Source organism: Streptomyces sp. NPDC055239 (assembly GCF_053606205.1).
In genome coordinates this window covers 89285-109782 of the sequence record NZ_JBSGRD010000005.1, presented here as the reverse complement: position 1 = coordinate 109782, position 20498 = coordinate 89285, and the positions used below count along the sequence as shown (strand labels likewise).

Sequence of the window (20498 nt, the reverse complement as noted above, 5' to 3'; positions counted from 1 at the left end):
TCCTCCCATACGCTTGACCCGTGACCCCCGTCGAGCTCTCCCGCACCGTGCTGCGCGCCATGCGCCGTGCCGTCGATGACGGCGAGCTCAGTGCCCTCGGTGACGTGAGTGACGTGGACATGGCCCGGCGGGTTGTCGTCGAGCGGCCCAGGCCCGGTGGGTCCGGGGACTACGCCACCAACATCGCCATGCAGATCGCCCGTACCGCAGGGCGGACGCCCCTCCAGGTCGCCGAAGTGCTGTCCCCGCGGCTCGCCCAGGAGCCCGGCATCGCCGCCATCGACATCACCGGGCCCGGCTTCCTCAACATCACTCTCGACCGGGGCAGTGACCGGGGCAGTGACCAGGGGAGCGACGGGAGCAGCCACAGCCCCTCCGCCGCCCTCGTCCGTGACGTCCTCACCCGCGGCGACCGCTACGGTCACGCCCACCCAGGCACCGGCGATACCGAAGTCGCCCACCTCCACATCCCCCGCGAAGTCCGCGCCGCCGTCCTCGCCGACTCCCTGCGCCGCATCCTCATCTCCCAGGGCGCCCTCGCACAGAACGTACGCATCACGTGCGACGAGGCCCCCGACCCCGGTTGGGAAACCCTCGGCGTCCAGGTGGACGGACACGGGCGGCCTCCCGCCTCCGTCAACACCCTCCGCCCCGTCCCCGCCCCGGCCGATCCAACGCCCCTCGGCCGCGACGCCGCCCGCTGGGCCCTCCTGTACCCGGCCGCCCACGACCGGCCCCGCATCGGCGACGAGCTCAGCGAAGAGCACCTGCTCCAGCGCGCGAGCAACCCCCTCTTCCGCGTGCGGTACGCCCACTCCCGCACCCGCGCCCTCACCCGCAACGCCGCCGCCCTCGGCTTCGCCGGCGCCCCCGGGGACGTAGGAGAGATAGCGACGCGAGACCTGCTGGACGGAATCGCCGCGTACCCGCGACAGCTCTCCGCCGCCGCCCACCACCGCGCCCCCGACCGCCTGGCCCGGCATCTCGTCGTCACCGCCGATGCCTTCCTCGCCTTCCAGCCCACCGTCCTTCCGCAAGGTGACGAGAAACCCTTGGCCGCCCACCGCGCCCGGCTCGCGCTCGCCGAAGCCGCCGGGACGGTGCTCGCAGGCGGCCTGTCCCTGCTCGGCATCAGTGCCCCCGAGTACTTGTGACACGTGAAGACAGACGTGAATGAAGTGAGAGAGACGAACGCGACATGAGCCGCTCCGCACACCCCGCCGGGCCCCGCCACGCCGACGTACTGCCCGAAGGGCACTACACCGCCCCGGCCGCCGATCTGAACTCCCTCGATCCCAAGGTCTGGTCGCAGACCGTCGATCGTTCCGCGGACGGTGTCGTCACCGTCGGCGGGATCGAGGTGACCCGGCTCGCCGAGGAGTTCGGCACCCCCGCCTACTTCCTCGACGAGGACGACTTCCGCGCCCGCTGCCACGCCTGGCGCGGCGCCTTCGGCTCCGACGCCGACGTGTTCTACGCGGGCAAGGCCTTCCTCTCGCGCGCCGTCGTCCGGTGGCTGCACGAGGAAGGGCTCAACCTCGACGTGTGCAGCGGTGGCGAGCTCGCCACCGCTCTCGACGCCGGGATGCCCGCCGACCGCATCGCCTTCCACGGCAACAACAAGACCGAGGACGAGATCGAGCGGGCGATCGGAGCCGGCGTCGGGCGCATCGTGCTCGACTCCTTCCAGGAGATCGTGCGCGTGGCGCACATCGCCGATCGGCTCGGTGTCCGTCAGCGTGTGCAGATCCGCGTGACCGTCGGCGTCGAGGCCCACACCCACGAGTTCATCGCCACCGCCCACGAGGACCAGAAGTTCGGCATCGCCCTCGCCGGGGGACAGGCCGCCGAGGCCGTACGCCGGGCCCTGAAGCTGGACGGGCTCGAGCTGACCGGGGTGCACTCGCACATCGGGTCGCAGATCTTCGACATGGCCGGATTCGAGGTCTCGGCGCGGCGCGTGGTGCAGCTGCTCGCCGAAATCCGTGACGAGCACGGCGTCGAGCTTCCCGAGATCGACCTCGGCGGCGGGCTCGGCATCGCCTACACCTCCGACGACGACCCCCGCGAGCCGCACGAGATCGCCAAGGCGCTCGGCGAGATCGTGACGCGCGAGTGCGAGGCCGCCAATCTGCGCACTCCGCGGATCTCCGTCGAGCCGGGGCGCGCCATCGTCGGGCCCACCGCCTTCACCCTCTACGAGGTCGGCACCGTCAAGCCGCTCGAAGGACTGCGTACGTACGTCTCTGTCGACGGCGGCATGTCCGACAACATCCGTACGGCTCTCTACGACGCCGAGTACAGCGTCGCGCTCGTCTCGCGGACGTCCGACGCCGAGCCCATGCTCGTCCGTGTCGTCGGCAAGCACTGCGAGAGCGGGGACATCGTGGTGAAGGACGCGTTCCTTCCGGCCGACCTCGCTCCCGGAGACCTGGTCGCCGTGCCCGCGACCGGCGCGTACTGCCGTTCCATGGCGAGCAACTACAACCACGCCCTTCGTCCGCCGGTCGTCGCCGTGCGGGACGGTGGGGCGCGGGTCATCGTCCGGCGCGAGACGGAGGAGGATCTCCTGCGTCTCGATGTCGGCTGAGGAAAAATCGGCCGAGAACCAGCGCATGGCAGAGTATCGGCCAGTGAAATGTATGTCTCACGATCCGGACCGTGGAGGGAAACCGCGATCCGGTGGGTGAGACTGGTCCCACCGTAGATGTATGAGAAGTGAGGTCGGATGATGCGTACGCGTCCGCTGAAGGTGGCGCTGCTGGGCTGTGGGGTTGTCGGCTCAGAGGTGGCGCGCATCATGACGACGCACGCCGACGACCTCACGGCCCGGATCGGTGCCCCGGTGGAGCTCGCCGGTGTCGCCGTCCGCCGTCCGTCGAAGGTGCGCGAGGGAATCGATCCCTCCCTCGTCACCACCGACGCGACCGCGCTGGTCAAACGCGGTGACATTGATGTCGTCGTCGAGGTCATCGGGGGGATCGAGCCCGCCAAGAGCCTCATCACCACCGCCTTCGAGCACGGCGCGTCCGTCGTCTCCGCGAACAAGGCGCTCATCGCCCAGGACGGCGCCGCGCTGCACGCCGCCGCCGAGGAGCACGGCCGCGACCTCTATTACGAGGCTGCCGTCGCCGGTGCCATTCCGCTGATCCGGCCGCTGCGCGAGTCCCTCGTCGGCGACAAGGTCAACCGGGTTCTGGGGATCGTCAACGGCACCACCAACTACATCCTCGACGCCATGGACACGACGGGTGCCGGGTATCAGGAAGCGCTCGACGAGGCCACCGCCCTCGGGTATGCCGAGGCCGACCCGACCGCCGACGTCGAAGGCTTCGACGCCGCCGCCAAGGCCGCGATCCTCGCCGGTATCGCCTTCCACACGCGTGTGCGTCTCGACGACGTGTACCGCGAGGGCATGACCGAGGTGACCGGCGCCGACTTCGCGTCCGCGAAGCGCATGGGCTGCACCATCAAGCTGCTCGCCATCTGTGAGCGTGCCGCCGACGGCGGGTCCGTCACCGCGCGCGTGCACCCCGCGATGATTCCGCTCAGCCATCCGCTGGCCTCCGTGCGCGAGGCGTACAACGCCGTGTTCGTCGAGGCCGAGGCCGCAGGACAGCTCATGTTCTACGGGCCCGGCGCGGGCGGCGCTCCCACCGCGTCGGCCGTTCTCGGTGACCTCGTCGCCGTCTGCCGCAACAAGCTCGGCGCAACCACCGGGCCCGGCGAATCCGCGTACACCCAGCTGCCCGTGAACTCCATGGGCGCGGTCGTCACGCGGTACCACATCAGCCTCGACGTAGCCGACAAGCCGGGTGTCCTCGCCCAGGTCGCGACGGTCTTCGCCGAGCACGGCGTATCGATCGATACGGTCCGTCAGACGGGCAAGGACGGCGAGGCATCGCTCGTCGTCGTCACCCACCGCGCGCCCGACGCCGCCCTCACCGGCACCGTCGAGGCGCTGCGGAATCTCGACACCGTGCGTGGTGTCGCCAGCATCATGCGGGTTGAAGGGGAGTAGTCAGTAATGACCCACCAATGGCGCGGAATCATCGAGGAGTACCGGGACCGTCTTCCCGTCTCCGACACGACGCCGGTCGTGACGCTCCGCGAGGGCGGCACGCCGCTCGTCCCCGCCCAGGTGCTCTCCGAGCGCACGGGCTGCGAGGTGCATCTCAAGGTCGAGGGCGCCAACCCGACCGGGTCCTTCAAGGACCGCGGCATGACGATGGCGATCACGAAGGCCAAGGAGGAGGGCGCCAAGGCCGTCATCTGCGCCTCCACCGGCAACACCTCGGCCTCCGCCGCCGCCTACGCCGTACGCGCGGGAATGGTCTGTGCCGTCCTCGTGCCGCAGGGCAAGATCGCGCTCGGCAAGATGGGCCAGGCGCTCGTCTACGGCTCGAAGATCCTCCAGGTCGACGGCAACTTCGACGACTGCCTGAACCTCGCCCGCGCCCTCTCCGAGAACTACCCGGTCGCGCTGGTCAATTCGGTCAACCCGTTCCGCATCGAGGGCCAGAAGACGGGCGCGTTCGAGATCGTGGACGCGCTCGGCGACGCCCCCGACATCCACGTCCTGCCGGTGGGCAACGCGGGCAACATCACGGCCTACTGGAAGGGCTACAAGGAGTACGCCGCCGACTCGATCTCGACGCGCACTCCTCGTATGTGGGGCTTCCAGGCTTCCGGTTCCGCGCCCATCGTGCGCGGCGAGATCGTCAAGGACCCCTCCACCATCGCCACCGCGATTCGCATCGGCAACCCCGCTTCGTGGCAGTACGCCCTCGACGCGCGGGACGAGTCGGACGGCTTCATCGACGAGGTGACGGACCGTGAGATCCTGCGCGCCTACAAGCTGTTGGCGTCCCAGGAGGGTGTCTTCGTCGAGCCGGCGTCGGCCGCTTCCGTCGCCGGTCTGCTGAAGGCGGCCGAGCAGGGCAAGGTCGACAAGGGGCAGCGCATCGTCTGCACCGTCACCGGAAACGGCCTCAAGGACCCGGACTGGGCCGTCGCGGGCGCTCCGCAGCCGGTCACGGTACCGGTCGACTCGGCTGCCGCGGCCGAGCGCCTAGGTCTTGCGTAACCTGAGTAACCTCAGCTGAACGGCGGGCATATCCGCCTGGAAATCCCGCAACTCCCGCATAGGGGGTGCACAGGGGGCTTACGACACGCATCGTGCGCCTCCTGTGCGCCCTATGTCGCCACAGAACCTTCCTTCGATAGGCTGTACCGAACCCGCCCCGCCGCATATGCCGCGGTGCTGCCGCAGAGCGGCCTTCGGGTAGTGCCTCATCACGTGGCAAGTCCTCAAAAGATCGCAGCTCAAGGAGAGTCATCGAGCGATGGCCGGTCCCGCGTTCCGCGCCGCCGCCGTCCGGGTGCGCGTCCCCGCCACCAGCGCCAACCTCGGCCCGGGCTTCGACGCCCTGGGCCTGTCGCTGGGTCTGTACGACGACGTCGTCGTGCGGGTGGCCGACACCGGACTGAACATCGACATCGCAGGCGAGGGCAGCGAGACGCTCCCACGCGACGAGTCGCACCTGCTTGTACGTTCCCTGCGCACCGCCTTCGACCTGCTCGGCGGACAGCCGCGCGGGCTCGAGATCGTCTGCGCCAACCGCATTCCGCACGGCCGGGGCCTCGGCTCCTCGTCGGCCGCCATCTGCGCGGGCATCGTCGCCGCGCGCGCCGTGACGATAGGCGGCGACGTCCGGCTCGACGACAACGCCCTGCTCGAACTCGCCACCGAGATCGAGGGCCACCCCGACAACGTCGCCGCCTGTCTGCTCGGCGGTTTCACGCTCTCCTGGATGGACGGGGGAGCGGCGCGGGCGATCAGGATGGAACCCGCCGATTCCATCGTTCCGGTGGTTTTCGTACCCGGAAAGCCCGTCCTCACCGAAACGGCGCGCGGACTGCTCCCACGCACCGTCCCGCACGTCGACGCGGCCGCCAACGCGGGCCGCGCCGCACTGCTCGTCGAGGCCCTGACCAGGCGCCCCGAGCTGCTGCTTCCCGCAACCGAGGACCGGCTCCACCAGGAGTACCGCGCGCCCGCCATGCCGGAGAGCGCCGCTCTGGTGGAACGCCTGCGCGCGGACGGCGTCCCGGCGACGATTTCCGGCGCGGGGCCCACGGTCCTCGCGCTGGTCGACGAGAGTGCGGCGGACAAGGTCGCACGCCTCGCGGGCGAGGGCTGGGCGGCCAACCGTCTGACGCTCGACGCGACCGGTGCGAGCGTGCTGCCGCTTGCGCCTTGACACCCGTTAGCCGGATTAGGAGAGGGGGAATGTTTGTTGGACCCGGTAGTGTTAACCTCAAGTCTGCACCCGACCCCACCATGGCGAGGTGCTTCGTGTCCCCGTCCGGGACATCCATCCTTCCGGGAGCCTCCCAAACTGCTCTGTGCCTCGCACTGAGCGGTGCCGAGCACGCTCCGGAACCGGCGTGACCGAGTCGAGTGACACCGCACATGAGTGGCACCTCACCGGGACTCGCCATCACCAGTGAATTCTTCCGCCGCGCGTTGGCGGACCACCGCCCCGGCACGGTCCACACACCAGAGGACCTCCGGACAGCACAACCGGTCGCCGAGCCAGACAGGCCGACGTCCGCTCCAGGGAAGGACCCTTCGTGAGCGACACCACCGATCTGATGGGCGTGACTGCCGACACGCCCGCGACGGACGCCTCTGCGGCGCCTGCCACCGGTGCTTCGGCCGGGTCCCGGCGGCGCCGCGGCACCGGCCTCGATGGCATGGTGCTGGCGGAACTGCAGCAGGTCGCATCCGGCCTCGGTATCAAGGGCACTGCGCGCATGCGCAAGAGCCAGCTGATCGAGGTCATCAAGGAAGCCCAGGCCGGCGGGGGATCCCCCGCGAAGAGCGCCGCGTCCGCTTCGTCCGCCGAAGCCGAGACGAAGCCCAAGCGCCGCGCCACCTCGAAGGCCCGGACGGGCGAGGACACCGCAGCGAGCACGGAGAAGGCCGCCAAGGCGAGCAAGGCCGACAAGGCCGAGCCGGCCGCGGGCGCCAAGGCCGAAGAGGCCGCCCAGCAGCAGATCGACATCCCGGGCCAGCCCGCGGGTGCCGACAAGGGCGAGCGTCGCGGCCGTCGCCGTGCCACCGCCGACGCGGGCAGCCCCGAGACGGTCACCGCCGAGGCGAAGAGCGAGCCGAAGAACGACGCCAAGAACGACAAGAACGACGCCAGGACGGACGCGTCGTCCGAGGCCAAGGGCGATGGCTCCGGCGACAACAACGCCGACGGCCGCCGCGACCGCCAGGGCCGTGACCGCCAGGGCCGTGGCCGCGACCGCGACCGCCGTGGCAACAAGGACGAGCAGCAGCAGGGGCAGGGCGGCAACCGCCAGCAGGGTGGCGGCCGTCAGGACCGGCAGGACCGCGGTGACCGCCAGGACCGTGGCGACCGTCAGCAGCGGGACCAGCGGGACCAGCGGGACAACGGGCCGCAGGACGACTTCGACGACGAGGGTGGCCGCCGCGGCCGCCGTGGCCGTTACCGCGACCGCCGTGGCCGTCGTGGCCGCGACGAGTTCGGTGGCGCCGCCAACGAGCCGCAGGTCGCCGACGACGACGTACTGATCCCCGTCGCGGGCATCCTGGACATCCTCGACAACTACGCGTTCATCCGTACGTCGGGATACCTCCCGGGCCCGAACGACGTGTACGTGTCGCTCGCCCAGGTCCGCAAGAACGGTCTGCGCAAGGGTGACCACGTCACCGGCGCCGTCCGTCAGCCCAAGGACGGCGAGCGCCGCGAGAAGTTCAACGCGCTCGTGCGCCTCGACTCGGCGAACGGCATGGCGGCCGAATCCGGGCGCGGGCGACCGGAGTTCAACAAGCTGACGCCCCTTTACCCGCAGGACCGGCTCCGTCTGGAGACCGACCCGGGGGTGCTCACCACCCGCATCATCGACCTCGTCGCGCCGATCGGTAAGGGCCAGCGAGGCCTGATCGTGGCCCCGCCGAAGACCGGCAAGACCATGATCCTTCAGGCGGTCGCCAACGCGATCACCGTCAACAGCCCCGAGTGCCACCTGATGGTCGTCCTGGTCGACGAGCGTCCGGAAGAGGTCACCGACATGCAGCGGTCGGTGAAGGGCGAGGTCATCTCCTCGACCTTCGACCGTCCGGCCGAGGACCACACCACGGTCGCCGAGCTGGCCATCGAGCGCGCCAAGCGTCTCGTCGAGCTGGGCCACGACGTGGTCGTGCTCCTCGACTCGATCACGCGCCTGGGCCGTGCGTACAACCTGGCGGCCCCGGCCTCCGGCCGCATCCTGTCCGGTGGTGTCGACTCGACCGCGCTCTACCCGCCGAAGCGCTTCTTCGGTGCGGCGCGCAACATCGAGGACGGCGGCTCGCTGACCATCCTCGCCACCGCGCTCGTCGACACCGGTTCGCGCATGGACGAGGTGATCTTCGAGGAGTTCAAGGGCACCGGCAACATGGAGCTCAAGCTCGACCGGAAGCTCTCCGACAAGCGCATCTTCCCGGCGGTGGACGTCGACGCGTCCTCCACCCGTAAGGAAGAGATCCTCCTCAACGCGGAGGAGCTCGCGATCGTCTGGAAGCTGCGCAGGGTGCTGCACGCGCTCGACTCGCAGCAGGCCATCGAGCTGCTTCTCGACAAGATGAAGCAGACGAAGTCGAACGCCGAGTTCCTCATGCAGATCGCGAAGACCACGCCGACGCCGGGCAACGGCAACGACTAGTCCTCGCGGACAGGCACGTACGCGGAAGGCCGCTCCCGTCACACGACGGGGGCGGCCTTCCGCGTTGTCCGGAGCGCGGGGCGCGGGGCGGAGTGTGAAAGGGGCGCTGAATGACGTTGGCCACACCTCTAAGAGATTCTTATGGTCACGGGCAGTAGCCCCATTGCGGAGAAAATCGCAGGTGAGAAGCTGGAAGAGCGGGACGGGGAGTGCACGATGCGTCACGGGCGCGCGCCGGGGCACCCACAAGTGGCTGTGCAACCCTTCATTCGGTTTCCACGTCTGACTAGTAACGACAGACCGCGACTGTTCGCGACTGACCCTGAAAGCAGGGGGTAACCGACCCGACGAGGACAGAGGAGCGCATGAGCGACGAGAGCACATCCGGGGATACGGCACCGAAGCGGCACCGAGGCGGTGGCGGTCGGCGCCGCAAGCCGCGCGAGAAGCGCCGCAAGGTCCTCGTCGTCACCGCGTGGACCGCGGCATCGGTGGTCGTCCTCGGTGGAGCGGGCCTCGGCTTCGTGTACTTCAAGCTCAACGGCAACATCAAGGGCGTCGACATCAACGCGGCGCTCGGCACGGACCGCCCCAAGAACGTCGACAACGGCTCGCAGGACATCCTCGTCCTCGGTTCCGACTCCCGCTCGGGCGACAACGCCAAGTACGGCAAGGACGAGGGCGCAGCCCGCTCGGACACGGCGATGATCGTGCACGTGAACAAGGGCCACAAGACGGCGAGCGTCGTCTCGATACCCCGCGACACGCTCATATCCCGCCCCGAGTGCAAGACGGACGACGACCGGACGGATCCGGGCGGCGAGCGCCAGATGTTCAACACGGCGTACGAGGTCGGCGGCCCCGCCTGCGCCGTCAAGACCGTGGAGAAGATGTCCGGCATCCGGATGGACCACTACGTAGAGGTCGACTTCACGGGCTTCAAGAAGCTCATCAACACCCTCGGCGGCGTCGGGATCACCACCAAGAAGGCCATCCACGACAAGGACAGCCATCTTGACCTCGACGCGGGCACGCACCAGCTCACCGGCGAGCAGGCCCTCGGTCTCGTCCGCACCCGGCACGGCGTCGGCGACGGCAGCGACCTCGGCCGCATCCAGCTGCAGCAGGCCTTCATCAAGGCCCTGATCAAGCAGGTCGAGGACGTCGGCGTCTTCAGCAACCCGAAGAAGCTGTACGACCTCGCGAACGACGCGACCAGCGCCATCACCACCGACTCCGACCTGAACGACGTCAAGAGCCTCGCGAGCTTCGCGAGCGGGCTCAAGGGCATCGGCGGGGGCGACATGAAGATGGTCACCCTGCCCATCGAGTACGACCCGAACGACCCCAACCGCGTCCTGCCCCTGGAGAAGGCCGACCAGCAGGTCTGGGCGGCGCTCAAGGCCGACAAGGCGATCCCCAAGTCCGCCACCGAGCAGTCCGCGGGCGACAAGGGCGACGCGAGCGACGTCGTGAAGTAGCGGCAAGCGGGCACAGACAGTGACGTCGGCGGCCCGCCGGGAATAGAACGGAACCCACCCCGGTTTGGGCAGATGCGGCCGGTCCTGGCAGACTGGTACGTCGGTCCCGGTTCACGTACGAGCAATCCGCGCGTACGACCCGGAGCCCTCCCGAAACTAGGAGACACCTTGAAGCGCGAGATCCACCCCGAGTACTTCGAGACCCAGGTCAGCTGCACCTGTGGCGCCGAATTCACCACCCACAGCACGATCTCCAGCGGCACCGTCCGTGCCGAGGTCTGCTCCGAGTGCCACCCGTTCTACACGGGCAAGCAGAAGATCCTCGACACCGGTGGCCGCGTGGCCCGCTTCGAGGCCCGCTTCGGCAAGGCTGCCGCCGCCAACAAGTAGCGAGCCACTGCGCCGGTCTTCGGCCGCCCTCGGGAGGGGGCGGTTGGGACCGGCGCTTTGCCGTCTGACGCAGCAGCCATTTTTCGCGTAGAACTTTCGCGTAGGAACGCAGAAAACCAGGAGACCCCGATGTTCGAGGCGGTCGAGGAACTGATCGGCGAGCACGCCGATCTGGAAACGAAGCTCGCGGACCCCTCGGTCCACGCGGACCAGGCCAACGCGCGCAAGCTCAACAAGCGCTACGCCGAGCTGACCCCGATCGTCTCGACGTACCGTGCCTGGAAGCAGACCGGCGAGGACATCGCGACGGCCCGTGAACTGGCCGCGGAGGACCCTGAGTTCGCCGCCGAGGTCAAGGACATGGAGAAGCAGCGCGAGGAGCTCACCGAGAAGCTGCGGCTCCTCCTGGTGCCCCGTGACCCCAGCGACGACAAGGACGTCATCCTCGAGGTCAAGGCGGGCGCGGGCGGCGACGAGTCGGCGCTCTTCGCGGGCGACCTCCTGCGCATGTACCTGCGGTACGCGGAGCGCGTCGGCTGGAAGACCGAGATCATCGACGCCACCGAGTCCGAGCTGGGCGGCTACAAGGACGTCCAGGTCGCCGTGAAGACCAAGGGCGGCAACGGCGCGACAGAGCCGGGACAGGGCGTCTGGGCGCGGATGAAGTACGAGGGCGGCGTGCACCGCGTGCAGCGCGTGCCCTCGACGGAGTCGCAGGGCCGGATCCACACCTCGGCGGCCGGTGTCCTGGTGACGCCCGAGGCCGAGGAGGTCGACGTCGAGATCCTCGCCAACGACCTGCGCATCGACGTCTACCGCTCCTCGGGCCCCGGCGGCCAGTCGGTCAACACCACCGACTCCGCGGTGCGCATCACGCACCTGCCCACCGGAGTCGTGGCCTCCTGCCAGAACGAGAAGAGCCAGCTGCAGAACAAGGAGCAGGCGATGCGTATCCTGCGCTCCAGGCTCCTCGCCGCGGCTCAGGAGGAAGCGGAGAAGGAGGCGGCGGACGCCCGTCGCAGCCAGGTCCGCACCGTCGACCGCTCCGAGAAGATCCGCACGTACAACTTCCCGGAAAACCGGATCTCGGACCACCGCGTCGGCTTCAAGGCGTACAACTTGGACCAGGTGCTCGACGGAGACCTCGACGCGGTCATCCAGGCCTGCGTCGACGCGGACTCCGCAGCCAAGCTCGCGGCAGCCTGAGCCCCGACCGCACCCGCCCATCGCTCAGCTCAGCCCCGGAGGACCAGCGTGAACCTGCTGCTCGCGGAAGTGGCCCAGGCCACCCAGCGGCTGGCCGACGCCGGCGTGCCCTCGCCGCGCAACGACGCGGAGGAGCTCGCCGCCTTCGTGCACGGCGTGAAGCGGGGCGAGCTGCACTCCGTCAAGGACACGGACTTCGACGCCCGCTACTGGGAGACGATCGCGCGCCGTGAGGCCCGCGAGCCGCTCCAGCACATCACCGCGCGCGCCTTCTTCCGCTACCTCGAACTGCAGGTCGGCCCCGGTGTCTTCGTGCCGCGCCCGGAGACCGAGTCGGTCGTCGGGTGGGCCATAGACGCCGTGCGCGCGATGGACGTCGTCGAGCCGCTCATCGTCGATCTCTGTACGGGTTCCGGGGCCATCGCGCTCGCCATGGCGCAGGAGGTGCCGCGCTCGCGGGTGTACGCCGTGGAGCTCTCCGAGGACGCCCTGAAGTGGACGCGCAAGAACGTCGAGGGATCCAGGGTCAAGCTCTCCCAGGGCGACGCGCGTGACGCCCTTCCTGAGCTCGACGGCCAGGTCGACCTCGTCGTCTCGAACCCGCCGTACATCCCGCTCACCGAGTGGGAGTACGTGGCTCCAGAGGCCCGCGACTACGACCCGCAGCTGTCGCTCTTCTCCGGCGAGGACGGCCTCGACCTGATCCGCGGCATCGAGCGCACCGCACACCGCCTCCTGCGGCCCGGAGGTGTCGTCGTCATCGAGCACGCCGACACCCAGGGCGGCCAGGTGCCGTGGATCTTCACCGAGGAGCGGGGCTGGGCCGACGCGGCCGATCACCCCGACCTCAACAACCGGCCGAGGTTCGCGACCGCCCGCAAGGCGATGCCGTGAGCACTCCCACTTCAAGCCAGCAGTTCGTGTACGAGGAGGCCCGCTAGATGGCACGGCGATACGACACCAATGACGCGACCGACCGTACGACCGGTCTGCGCGAGGCCGCGTCGGCCGTCCGCCGTGGCGAGCTGGTCGTCCTGCCCACCGACACCGTCTACGGCATCGGTGCCGACGCCTTCATCCCGGAGGCGTGCGCCGACCTGCTCGACGCCAAGGGCCGTGGCCGCAACATGCCCACGCCCGTCCTCATCGGCTCCCCGAACACCCTGCACGGCCTGGTCACCGACTTCTCCGAGTCGGCCTGGGAGCTCGTCGACGCCTTCTGGCCCGGCGCGCTGACCCTGGTGGCCAAGCAGCAGCCGTCGCTCCAGTGGGACCTCGGGGACACCCGTGGGACCGTCGCGATCCGGATGCCGCTGCACCCCGTCGCCATCGAACTGCTCACCGAGGTCGGCCCCATGGCTGTCTCATCGGCGAACCTCACCGGGCACCCCTCCCCGGAGGACTGTGACGCCGCTCAGGAGATGCTCGGCGACTCCGTCTCCGTGTACCTGGACGGCGGCAAGACGCCGGGCATCGTCCCGTCGTCGATCGTGGACGTCACCGGAAAGGTGCCGGTACTGCTGCGCGCGGGTGCGCTGACCGCGGAGGAGCTCCGCAAGGTGGTACCCGACCTCGAGGTGGCGAATTGACAGCCCCTGAGACGGGGCGTGGCATAGCGGCTTATCCCGATTCGTTCCGCATCCTCCACGTCAGCACCGGCAACGTGTGCCGCTCGCCGATCACCGAGCGGCTGACCAGGCATGCCCTGGCCGACCGCCTGGGTGATCCCTTCACCGGCGGCCTGATCGTGGAGAGCGCGGGCACGTGGGGGCACGAGGGCGCCCCCATGGAGACCAACGCCGAGGCGGTGCTCGCGGACTTCGGCGCGGACGCGTCCGGCTTCAAAGGGCGCGAGCTGCTCGACGAGCACGTCATCCGCGCGGACCTCGTCCTGACGGCGACCCGGGACCACCGGGCGCAGGTCATCTCGATGGGCCACTCGGCGGGTCTTCGCACCTTCACGCTGAAGGAGTTCACGCGCCTTGTGCGGGCCATAGACCCGGCGACCCTGCCCGACGTCGACGGAGGTGTCGTGGAGCGGGCCAGGGCGCTGGTACGGGCCGCCGCGGCGCTGCGTGGCTGGCTCCTGGCGCCCACGGCGGAGGCGGACGAGGTGTACGACCCCTACGGGGCGCCGCTGCCCTTCTTCCGCTCCGTGGGCGACGAGATCAACGAGGCGCTCGATCCTGTGGTGACGGCGCTGACGGGCGTGCGCGCCAAGGCGTAAACCTTTCTCTGCGCGGCGGGCGGACACGGCGGGCGGATACGGCGGGGATCATCCGTCCGCGACACCGCGCGGGCACCGTGTGGCGGGCCTACATTGAAGGGACCCTCATGAGAGGGACCCTCACTCCTCGCGAGGCCCGGAGCCCAAGATGCCGGTCAGCACCGCACCCACCGCCGTATCGACGGCGCCCGCTGACTTCGACGCGCTCCGCCGCGCGGATCCCCAGATGGCGGAGATCCTCCTCGCCGAACAGGACCGCCAGGGGTCCTGCCTCCAGCTCATCGCCGCCGAGAACTTCACCTCGCCCGCGGTGCTCGCCGCCCTCGGCTCCCCGCTGGCCAACAAGTACGCCGAGGGGTATCCGGGCGCCCGCCACCACGGCGGCTGCGAGCTGGTGGACGTCGCCGAGCGCATCGCCGTCGACCGCGCCAAGGCCCTCTTCGGCGCCGAGCACGCCAACGTGCAGCCGCACTCCGGCTCCTCCGCGGTCCTCGCCGCGTACGCCGCCCTGCTGCGCCCGGGCGACACCGTCCTGGCCATGGGCCTGCCGTACGGCGGCCACCTCACGCACGGCTCGCCCGCGAACTTCTCGGGGCGCTGGTTCGACTTCGTGGGCTACGGCGTCGACCCGGACAGCGGCCTCATCGACTACGACGAGGTGCGGGCCCTGGCGCGCTCGCACCAGCCGAAGGCGATCGTCTGCGGCTCCATCGCCTACCCCCGGCACATCGACTACGCGGCCTTCCGCGACATCGCCGACGACGTGGGCGCTTACCTCATCGCCGACGCGGCCCACCCGCTCGGCCTCATCGCCGGGGGAGCGGCCCCCAGCCCCGTGCCGTACGCCGACGTCGTGTGCGCTACGACCCACAAGGTCCTTCGCGGCCCACGCGGCGGCCTGATCCTGTGCGGGGACGGGCTCGCGTCACGTATCGACCGGGCCGTGTTCCCCTTCACACAGGGCGGCGCGCAGATGCACACGATCGCCGCGAAGGCCGTCGCGTTCGGCGAGGCGGAGACCCCGGCCTTCACCGCGTACGCCCATCAGGTCGTCGCCAACGCCCGCATTCTGGCTGAATCCCTCGCTGCGGCGGGCTGCGCGATCACTACGGGCGGCACCGACACCCACCTGATCCTCGCCGACCCCGCGCCCCTGGGCGTCGACGCGCACACCGCCCGAGGCAGACTCGCCGCCCGCGGCCTTGTCCTCGACACCTGCGCCCTGCCCCGCGCCGACGGGCGCGGACTGCGGCTCGGGACGGCCGCCGTCAGCACGCAGGGCATGAAGGACGCGGAGATGGTGCGGATCGCGAGGCTGGTCGCCGACGCGGTGCGAGATGAATCCAAGGACGTGAAGGACTCGAAAGTACGAGAGGAAGTGCGTGAACTGGTGGGCAGATTTCCGCCGTATCCGGCCTAGGTCGGGGTAGGCGCGTCAAGGAAGCGCACGTACTCGTGCAACCATCGTCGCTACCCGGAAGTCCCCCACCATAAGCACGCAGAGCTATGGTGTGGGGCTGAGATGGCCAGCGATACCTGTGGGGAAGCCCGTGCGTGAATACCTGCTGACGCTCTGCATCACGGCCGCGGTGACTTACTTGCTGACCGGCCCGGTGCGGAAGTTCGCGATCGTGGCCGGCGCGATGCCGGAGATCCGCGCCCGCGACGTGCACCGGGAGCCCACGCCCCGGCTCGGCGGTATCGCGATGTTCTTCGGGTTGTGCGCCGGTCTGCTCGTCGCCGATCACCTGCCGAACCTGAGTGACGTCTTCGAGCGGTCGAACGAGCCGCGCGCACTGCTCTCCGGTGCCGCGCTGATCTGGATCATCGGTGTCCTCGACGACAAGTTCGAGATCGACGCCCTGATCAAGCTGGGCGGCCAGATGATCGCCGCGGGCGTCATGGTCCTCCAGGGCCTGACGATCCTGTGGATCCCGGTCCCCGGCTACGGCATGGTCCTCCTGGACCAGGGGCAGGGCACGCTCCTGACGGTCGCGCTCGTCGTCATCACCATCAACGCGGTGAACTTCGTGGACGGCCTCGACGGCCTGGCCGCGGGCATGGTGTGCATCGCGGCCACGGCGTTCTTCCTGTACGCCTACCGGATCTGGTACGGCTACGGCATCGAGGCCGCTGCCCCCGCGACGCTCTTCGCCGCGATCCTGATGGGCATGTGCATGGGCTTCCTGCCGCACAACATCCATCCCGCCCGGATCTTCATGGGGGACTCGGGCTCGATGCTGATCGGCCTGGTCCTCGCGGCGGGCGCGATCTCCGCCACAGGACAGATCGACGGCGACGCCCTGAGCCTGAACTTCGGAGGCGCCCGCGATGCCACGCACGCGATGCTCCCGGTCTTCATCCCGCTCCTGATGCCGCTGACGATCATCGCGATCCCGTTCGCCGACCTGGTCCTCGCGATCGTCCGGCGTACGTGGAACGGCAAGTCGCCCTTCGCGGCCGACCGCGGCCACCTCCACCACCGCCTCCTGGAGATCGGCCACTCCCACAGCCGTGCGGTGCTGATCATGTACTTCTGGTCGGCGCTCATCGGCTTCGGCACGGTGGCCTACTCGGTCCACTCGGCCAGCATGTGGATCCTGTTCGTGATCGTTGCCCTGAGCGCGGTGGGACTCGTGCTGCTCATGCTGCCGCGGTTCACCCCGCACATCCCGCGCTGGGCCGAGGCCTTCGTGCCGCCGCGCTACCGGCGGCGCAAGGGAGCGGCGGCGGACGTCTCCGCGACCGACGAGGCGGATGCGACGGACGAGGCCGACGCGGAGGCGGACGACCGTCCTCCGGTCGGGTCAGGCGTCAACGGAGCGACGGCCGTTGGCACCCGCTCGCGCTTCGAAGATAGGCGCAAGGCCGGTTCGTCGAGTTGACCGCCGGCGCCAAACTTGCCCAATACCAGACAAGTTGCCGCGCTGCGTGCACAGACGCGCGGATTAACTCTCATGTGTGACAGCCAGCACACCTACGAGGTAAAGACCTCATCAAATAGTTTGTGATACCGTTCACGAAACCAGGGGACAGAGCCGAAGGACCGTAGTGCGACGGTCTATTGGCCCGAGGTACACCCTCGACCCCGGACTACGCTCGTCCATGACGACACCCTGCCCCCATCAGTAAGCGGAGCGCCGCCATGCCGTCTCAAGACACCCGAACTCTCCTGCAGTCCGTCGTACCCACCGCTGCCGCCGGCGTGATCGTTGCTGCCGTCAGTGCTGTGGTCGCGGGCGGCAAAGGGGCGCTCGGTGCGGTCATCGGCACGTTGGTGGTCATCGCCTTCATGGGGCTCGGAATGTTCGTACTTCAACGCACGGCGAAATCGCTTCCGCAGTTGTTCCAGGCGATGGGGCTGATGCTCTATGTCGCCCAACTTCTACTGCTTCTTGTCTTCGTGGCCCTCTTCAAGGACACCACGTTGTTCAACCCCAAGGCGTTCGCCGTGGGGCTTGTGGTCGCGACCGTCGTGTGGATGGCGTCGCAGGCCCGCGCGTTCATGAAGGCCAAGATTCTTTACGTCGAACCTGACTCCGAGCAGAAGGACAAGCCGGAGAAGTCGGGGTCCTCGACGTGAAGGGTAGGGCCGGGATAAATGCGAGATCGGGATGCTGCTATCGTCCGGTGCCAACTGCGGCACTGCCGGCGCGGGCATCTGAGCTGACGCCTGCACGATCGCGAGGCTCGATGCCTGAACGCCGCGCCCACATCCGAAACACCAGTCTGGTGCCGAACCGCGGCTGCGCGCCGCGCCGACACGACAACGAGGTTGCCGTACCTATGCGTCACGCCGAAGGAGCCCGCGGTGAGTGCTGACCAAACTGAGCTCGCCTTTGACTGGAGCTGTCGGATCATGTCCGACAACGGCTGTGGCTTCCCGGCTCCTGGCCTGCACTCGTTCCTCTTCAAGCCGATTGCCACCGTCGGCGGGTTCGAGTTCAACAAGGTCATGCTGCTCGCCCTGCTGACGACCCTCGTCGTGGTCAGCTTCTTCTTTATGGCGTTCGGCAAGGCCAAGGTCGTCCCGGGCAAGCTGCAGATGATCGGTGAGGCCGGCTACGACTTCGTACGCCGCGGCATCGTCTACGAGACGATGGGCAAGAAGGAGGGCGAGAAGTACGTCCCCCTGATGGTCTCGATGTTCTTCTTCATCTGGATCATGAACATCTGGTCCGTGATCCCGCTGACCCAGTTCCCGGTCTCATCGGTCATCGCGTACCCGATCGTGCTCGCGGCTGTCGTCTACTTCATCTGGGTGCCTCTCACCTTTAAGCGCCACGGATTCGTCGGCGGCTGGAAGAACATCACCGGCTACGACAACTCGCTCGGCCCGATCAAGTGGCTCGTGTCGTTCATCGAGTTCTTCTCGAACCTGCTCGTGCGTCCTTTCACGCACGCCGTGCGACTCTTCGCCAACATGTTCGCCGGTCACCTGATGCTGGTGATGTTCACCGTCGCCTCCTGGTACCTGCTGAACAGCTTCATGATCCCGGCGGCCGGCGTCTCGTTCGTGATGACCATCGTCATGATCCTCTTCGAACTTTTCGTGCAGGCGGTCCAGGCGTACGTCTTCGTGCTCCTCTCCGCCACTTACATTCAGGGCGCTCTCGCCGAGCACCACTGAGCAAGCCCCGGCTTCAAGCCCCCCAGATCGCCCGGTGGCCAACCCCCACCGGTCCATGAAAGAGAAGGAAGTAACGGCATGTCCGCGACCCTCGAACTCGCCGCAGGCGTCTCCGGCTCCCTCGGTTCCATCGGCTACGGTCTCGCCGCGATTGGCCCCGGCATCGGCGTCGGCATCGTGTTCGGTAACGGCACCCAGGCTCTTGCCCGTCAGCCCGAGGCTGCCGGTCTGATCCGTGCCAACCAGATCCTTGGCTTCGCCTTCTGTGAGGCGCTTGCCCTCATCGGCATCGTTATGCCGTTCGTGTTCGGTAAGTAATCACTGCTTACTGACACTTTTCGACGAAAGGCACTGATGTGATCGCCAACCTGGTTCAGCTGGCGGCCGAGGAGGAGCAGAACCCGCTCGTCCCGCCGGGTCCTGAGCTGCTCGTCGGCGCCATCGCCTTCGCCATCGTCTTCTTCGTCTTCTGGAAGAAGCTCCTCCCGAACATCAACAAGGTTCTGGAAGAGCGCCGTGAGGCGATCGAAGGCGGTATCGAGAAGGCTGAGGCCGCTCAGACCGAGGCCCAGAGCGTGCTCGAGCAGTACAAGGCTCAGCTCGCCGAGGCCCGGCACGAGGCCGCGCGTCTGCGCCAGGAGGCGCAGGAGCAGGGCGCCCAGCTCATCGCTGAGATGCGAGCCGAAGGCCAGCGGCAGCGCGAGGAGATCGTCGCCGCAGGTCACACGCAGCTCGCTGCCGACCGCAAGGCCGCCGCGCAGTCGCTGCGTCAGGACGTGGGCCAGCTGGCCACCGACCTGGCCGGCAAGCTCGTCGGTGAGTCCCTCGAGGACTCCGCACGGCAGAGTCGCACCATCGACCGTTTCCTCGATGACCTCGAGGAGAAGGCCGAGGCTGCTCGATGACAGCCCACGGAGCCAGCCGCGAGGCCGTGGCCGCCGCGCGCGAGCGTCTTGACGCGCTGACCGACAACACGTCGGTCGACGCCAAGAAGCTCGCGGACGAGCTGGCCGCTGTCACCGCGCTGTTCAACCGCGAGGTCTCACTGCGCCGGGTCCTCACCGACCCGTCGCAGGCCGGTGAGGCCAAGGCCGAGCTCGCCGGGCGGCTGCTCGGCGGGCAGGTGGGCGGCGAGACCGCCGACCTGGTGGCCGGCCTGGTCCGCTCGCGCTGGTCGCAGTCGCGTGACCTGGTGGACGCCCTCGAGGAGCTCACCAACCTCGCCGAGCTGACCGGTGCGCAGAAGTCCGGCGCGCTGGACGACGTCGAGGACGAGCTGTTCCGGTTCGGCCGGATCGTCTCCTCGAACACCGGCCTGCGTTCCGCGCTGACCGACCGCGCCGCCACGGGCGCCGCCAAGAGCGAGCTGCTGCGCAGCCTGCTCGGCGGCCGTGCCAACGCGGTGACGGAGCGGCTGGTCGAGCGACTTGTGACCGCGCCCCGTGGACGTAGCCTGGAAGCGGGACTCGAGTCCCTTTCCAAGCTTGCCGCGGACCGCCGGAACCGCATGGTCGCCGTCGTCACTTCGGCTGTTCCGCTTTCGGACCAGCAGAAGCAGCGCCTCGGTGCAGCCCTCGCGAAGGTCTACGGCCGCCAGATGCACCTGAACCTCGACGTGGACCCCGAGGTCCTCGGCGGGATCACGGTGCAGGTCGGCGACGAGATCATCAACGGCAGCATCGCGGACCGACTCGAGGACGCGCACCGCCGCATGGCGAGCTAGTAGTACTCAAAACGTTGTCATTACGGCCCTAGTTGGGCCGTGCAGAGGATTCACCTCTTACTTGGGGGGAGTCCCCAGACCCCCAAAGTGAAACTTCGGGCC

At 68.7% G+C, this 20498-nt stretch carries 19 protein-coding genes; all 19 read left to right on the top strand.

Translation table 11 applies throughout. From position 1 onward, the window contains the following. The first annotated feature begins 20 nt into the window (after positions 1 to 20). The 19 genes from nrtL to ACWFRJ_RS18585 all read left to right on the top strand — a co-directional run bounded on the left by nrtL (position 21) and on the right by ACWFRJ_RS18585 (position 20396). Positions 21 to 1154, top strand: a complete 1134-nt coding sequence (gene nrtL, locus ACWFRJ_RS18675; protein WP_453531474.1) for an ArgS-related anticodon-binding protein NrtL — start codon at positions 21 to 23, stop codon at positions 1152 to 1154. A gap of 44 nt (positions 1155 to 1198) precedes the next feature. Continuing rightward, a complete protein-coding gene (gene lysA / locus ACWFRJ_RS18670; protein ID WP_453531471.1) occupies positions 1199 to 2590 on the top strand; it encodes a diaminopimelate decarboxylase in 1392 nt (463 codons plus the stop codon). A gap of 138 nt (positions 2591 to 2728) precedes the next feature. After that, the gene (locus ACWFRJ_RS18665) at positions 2729 to 4021 is read left to right on the top strand and encodes a homoserine dehydrogenase (protein ID WP_453531468.1); all 1293 of its coding nucleotides are present in this window, start codon (positions 2729 to 2731) and stop codon (positions 4019 to 4021) included. 6 nt (positions 4022 to 4027) lie between these two features. Beyond that, on the top strand, positions 4028 to 5086 hold the full coding sequence (gene thrC / locus ACWFRJ_RS18660; RefSeq protein WP_383269386.1) for a threonine synthase: 1059 nt from the start codon (positions 4028 to 4030) through the stop codon (positions 5084 to 5086). A gap of 259 nt (positions 5087 to 5345) precedes the next feature. Further along, entirely contained in the window at positions 5346 to 6263 is a 918-nt protein-coding gene (gene thrB / locus ACWFRJ_RS18655) for a homoserine kinase (RefSeq protein ID WP_453531464.1), read from the top strand. Positions 6264 to 6636: 373 nt separating this feature from the next. Then, positions 6637 to 8739 carry a transcription termination factor Rho gene (rho, locus tag ACWFRJ_RS18650; protein ID WP_453531461.1) on the top strand — a complete coding sequence of 701 codons (2103 nt, stop codon included), beginning with the start codon at positions 6637 to 6639 and terminating at the stop codon, positions 8737 to 8739. 365 nt (positions 8740 to 9104) lie between these two features. Next, positions 9105 to 10220, top strand: a complete 1116-nt coding sequence (locus ACWFRJ_RS18645) for an LCP family protein (protein ID WP_453531458.1) — start codon at positions 9105 to 9107, stop codon at positions 10218 to 10220. Positions 10221 to 10388: 168 nt separating this feature from the next. After that, the gene (gene rpmE / locus ACWFRJ_RS18640; protein WP_453531455.1) at positions 10389 to 10610 is read left to right on the top strand and encodes a 50S ribosomal protein L31; all 222 of its coding nucleotides are present in this window, start codon (positions 10389 to 10391) and stop codon (positions 10608 to 10610) included. Positions 10611 to 10739: 129 nt separating this feature from the next. Beyond that, complete coding sequence (prfA, locus tag ACWFRJ_RS18635; protein WP_453531452.1) at positions 10740 to 11816, top strand: peptide chain release factor 1; 1077 nt, start codon at positions 10740 to 10742, stop codon at positions 11814 to 11816. A 48-nt stretch (positions 11817 to 11864) separates the two neighbouring features. Next, complete coding sequence (gene prmC / locus ACWFRJ_RS18630; protein ID WP_453531449.1) at positions 11865 to 12710, top strand: peptide chain release factor N(5)-glutamine methyltransferase; 846 nt, start codon at positions 11865 to 11867, stop codon at positions 12708 to 12710. Between the two features lie 47 nt (positions 12711 to 12757). After that, positions 12758 to 13405, top strand: coding sequence for an L-threonylcarbamoyladenylate synthase (locus ACWFRJ_RS18625; protein ID WP_453531446.1), 648 nt, complete (start codon positions 12758 to 12760; stop codon positions 13403 to 13405). After that, a complete protein-coding gene (locus tag ACWFRJ_RS18620; protein ID WP_453531443.1) occupies positions 13402 to 14043 on the top strand; it encodes an arsenate reductase/protein-tyrosine-phosphatase family protein in 642 nt (213 codons plus the stop codon). The genes ACWFRJ_RS18625 and ACWFRJ_RS18620 overlap by 4 nt, the downstream gene beginning before the upstream one ends. A gap of 148 nt (positions 14044 to 14191) precedes the next feature. Further along, the gene (locus ACWFRJ_RS18615) at positions 14192 to 15463 is read left to right on the top strand and encodes a serine hydroxymethyltransferase (protein ID WP_453531440.1); all 1272 of its coding nucleotides are present in this window, start codon (positions 14192 to 14194) and stop codon (positions 15461 to 15463) included. A 130-nt stretch (positions 15464 to 15593) separates the two neighbouring features. After that, complete coding sequence (locus tag ACWFRJ_RS18610) at positions 15594 to 16928, top strand: MraY family glycosyltransferase (protein WP_453531438.1); 1335 nt, start codon at positions 15594 to 15596, stop codon at positions 16926 to 16928. 260 nt (positions 16929 to 17188) lie between these two features. After that, positions 17189 to 17626 carry a hypothetical protein gene (locus tag ACWFRJ_RS18605; protein ID WP_453531436.1) on the top strand — a complete coding sequence of 146 codons (438 nt, stop codon included), beginning with the start codon at positions 17189 to 17191 and terminating at the stop codon, positions 17624 to 17626. Between the two features lie 276 nt (positions 17627 to 17902). Next, positions 17903 to 18673 (top strand): F0F1 ATP synthase subunit A, encoded by a 771-nt coding sequence (gene atpB / locus ACWFRJ_RS18600; RefSeq protein ID WP_453532368.1) that lies wholly within the window; start codon positions 17903 to 17905, stop codon positions 18671 to 18673. A gap of 78 nt (positions 18674 to 18751) precedes the next feature. Then, positions 18752 to 18991, top strand: a complete 240-nt coding sequence (gene atpE, locus ACWFRJ_RS18595) for an ATP synthase F0 subunit C (protein ID WP_055564408.1) — start codon at positions 18752 to 18754, stop codon at positions 18989 to 18991. A gap of 38 nt (positions 18992 to 19029) precedes the next feature. Then, complete coding sequence (locus ACWFRJ_RS18590; RefSeq protein ID WP_453531431.1) at positions 19030 to 19578, top strand: F0F1 ATP synthase subunit B; 549 nt, start codon at positions 19030 to 19032, stop codon at positions 19576 to 19578. Then, on the top strand, positions 19575 to 20396 hold the full coding sequence (locus ACWFRJ_RS18585; RefSeq protein WP_453531428.1) for a F0F1 ATP synthase subunit delta: 822 nt from the start codon (positions 19575 to 19577) through the stop codon (positions 20394 to 20396). Before ACWFRJ_RS18590 ends, ACWFRJ_RS18585 begins: the two co-directional genes overlap by 4 nt. The last annotated feature ends 102 nt before the right edge of the window (positions 20397 to 20498 follow it).

Excerpts from the sequence above, each read along its gene's own strand:
- lysA (WP_453531471.1), top strand. The coding sequence starts at position 1,199 with ATGAGCCGCTCCGCACACCCCGCCGGGCCCCGCCACGCCGACGTACTG.
- ACWFRJ_RS18665 (WP_453531468.1), top strand. The coding sequence starts at position 2,729 with ATGATGCGTACGCGTCCGCTGAAGGTGGCGCTGCTGGGCTGTGGGGTT.
- thrC (WP_383269386.1), top strand. The coding sequence starts at position 4,028 with ATGACCCACCAATGGCGCGGAATCATCGAGGAGTACCGGGACCGTCTT.
- thrB (WP_453531464.1), top strand. The coding sequence starts at position 5,346 with ATGGCCGGTCCCGCGTTCCGCGCCGCCGCCGTCCGGGTGCGCGTCCCC.
- ACWFRJ_RS18645 (WP_453531458.1), top strand. The coding sequence starts at position 9,105 with ATGAGCGACGAGAGCACATCCGGGGATACGGCACCGAAGCGGCACCGA.
- prfA (WP_453531452.1), top strand. The coding sequence starts at position 10,740 with ATGTTCGAGGCGGTCGAGGAACTGATCGGCGAGCACGCCGATCTGGAA.
- ACWFRJ_RS18625 (WP_453531446.1), top strand. The coding sequence starts at position 12,758 with ATGGCACGGCGATACGACACCAATGACGCGACCGACCGTACGACCGGT.
- ACWFRJ_RS18615 (WP_453531440.1), top strand. The coding sequence starts at position 14,192 with ATGCCGGTCAGCACCGCACCCACCGCCGTATCGACGGCGCCCGCTGAC.
- ACWFRJ_RS18605 (WP_453531436.1), top strand. The coding sequence starts at position 17,189 with ATGCCGTCTCAAGACACCCGAACTCTCCTGCAGTCCGTCGTACCCACC.
- atpB (WP_453532368.1), top strand. The coding sequence starts at position 17,903 with ATGTCCGACAACGGCTGTGGCTTCCCGGCTCCTGGCCTGCACTCGTTC.
- atpE (WP_055564408.1), top strand. The coding sequence starts at position 18,752 with ATGTCCGCGACCCTCGAACTCGCCGCAGGCGTCTCCGGCTCCCTCGGT.
- ACWFRJ_RS18585 (WP_453531428.1), top strand. The coding sequence starts at position 19,575 with ATGACAGCCCACGGAGCCAGCCGCGAGGCCGTGGCCGCCGCGCGCGAG.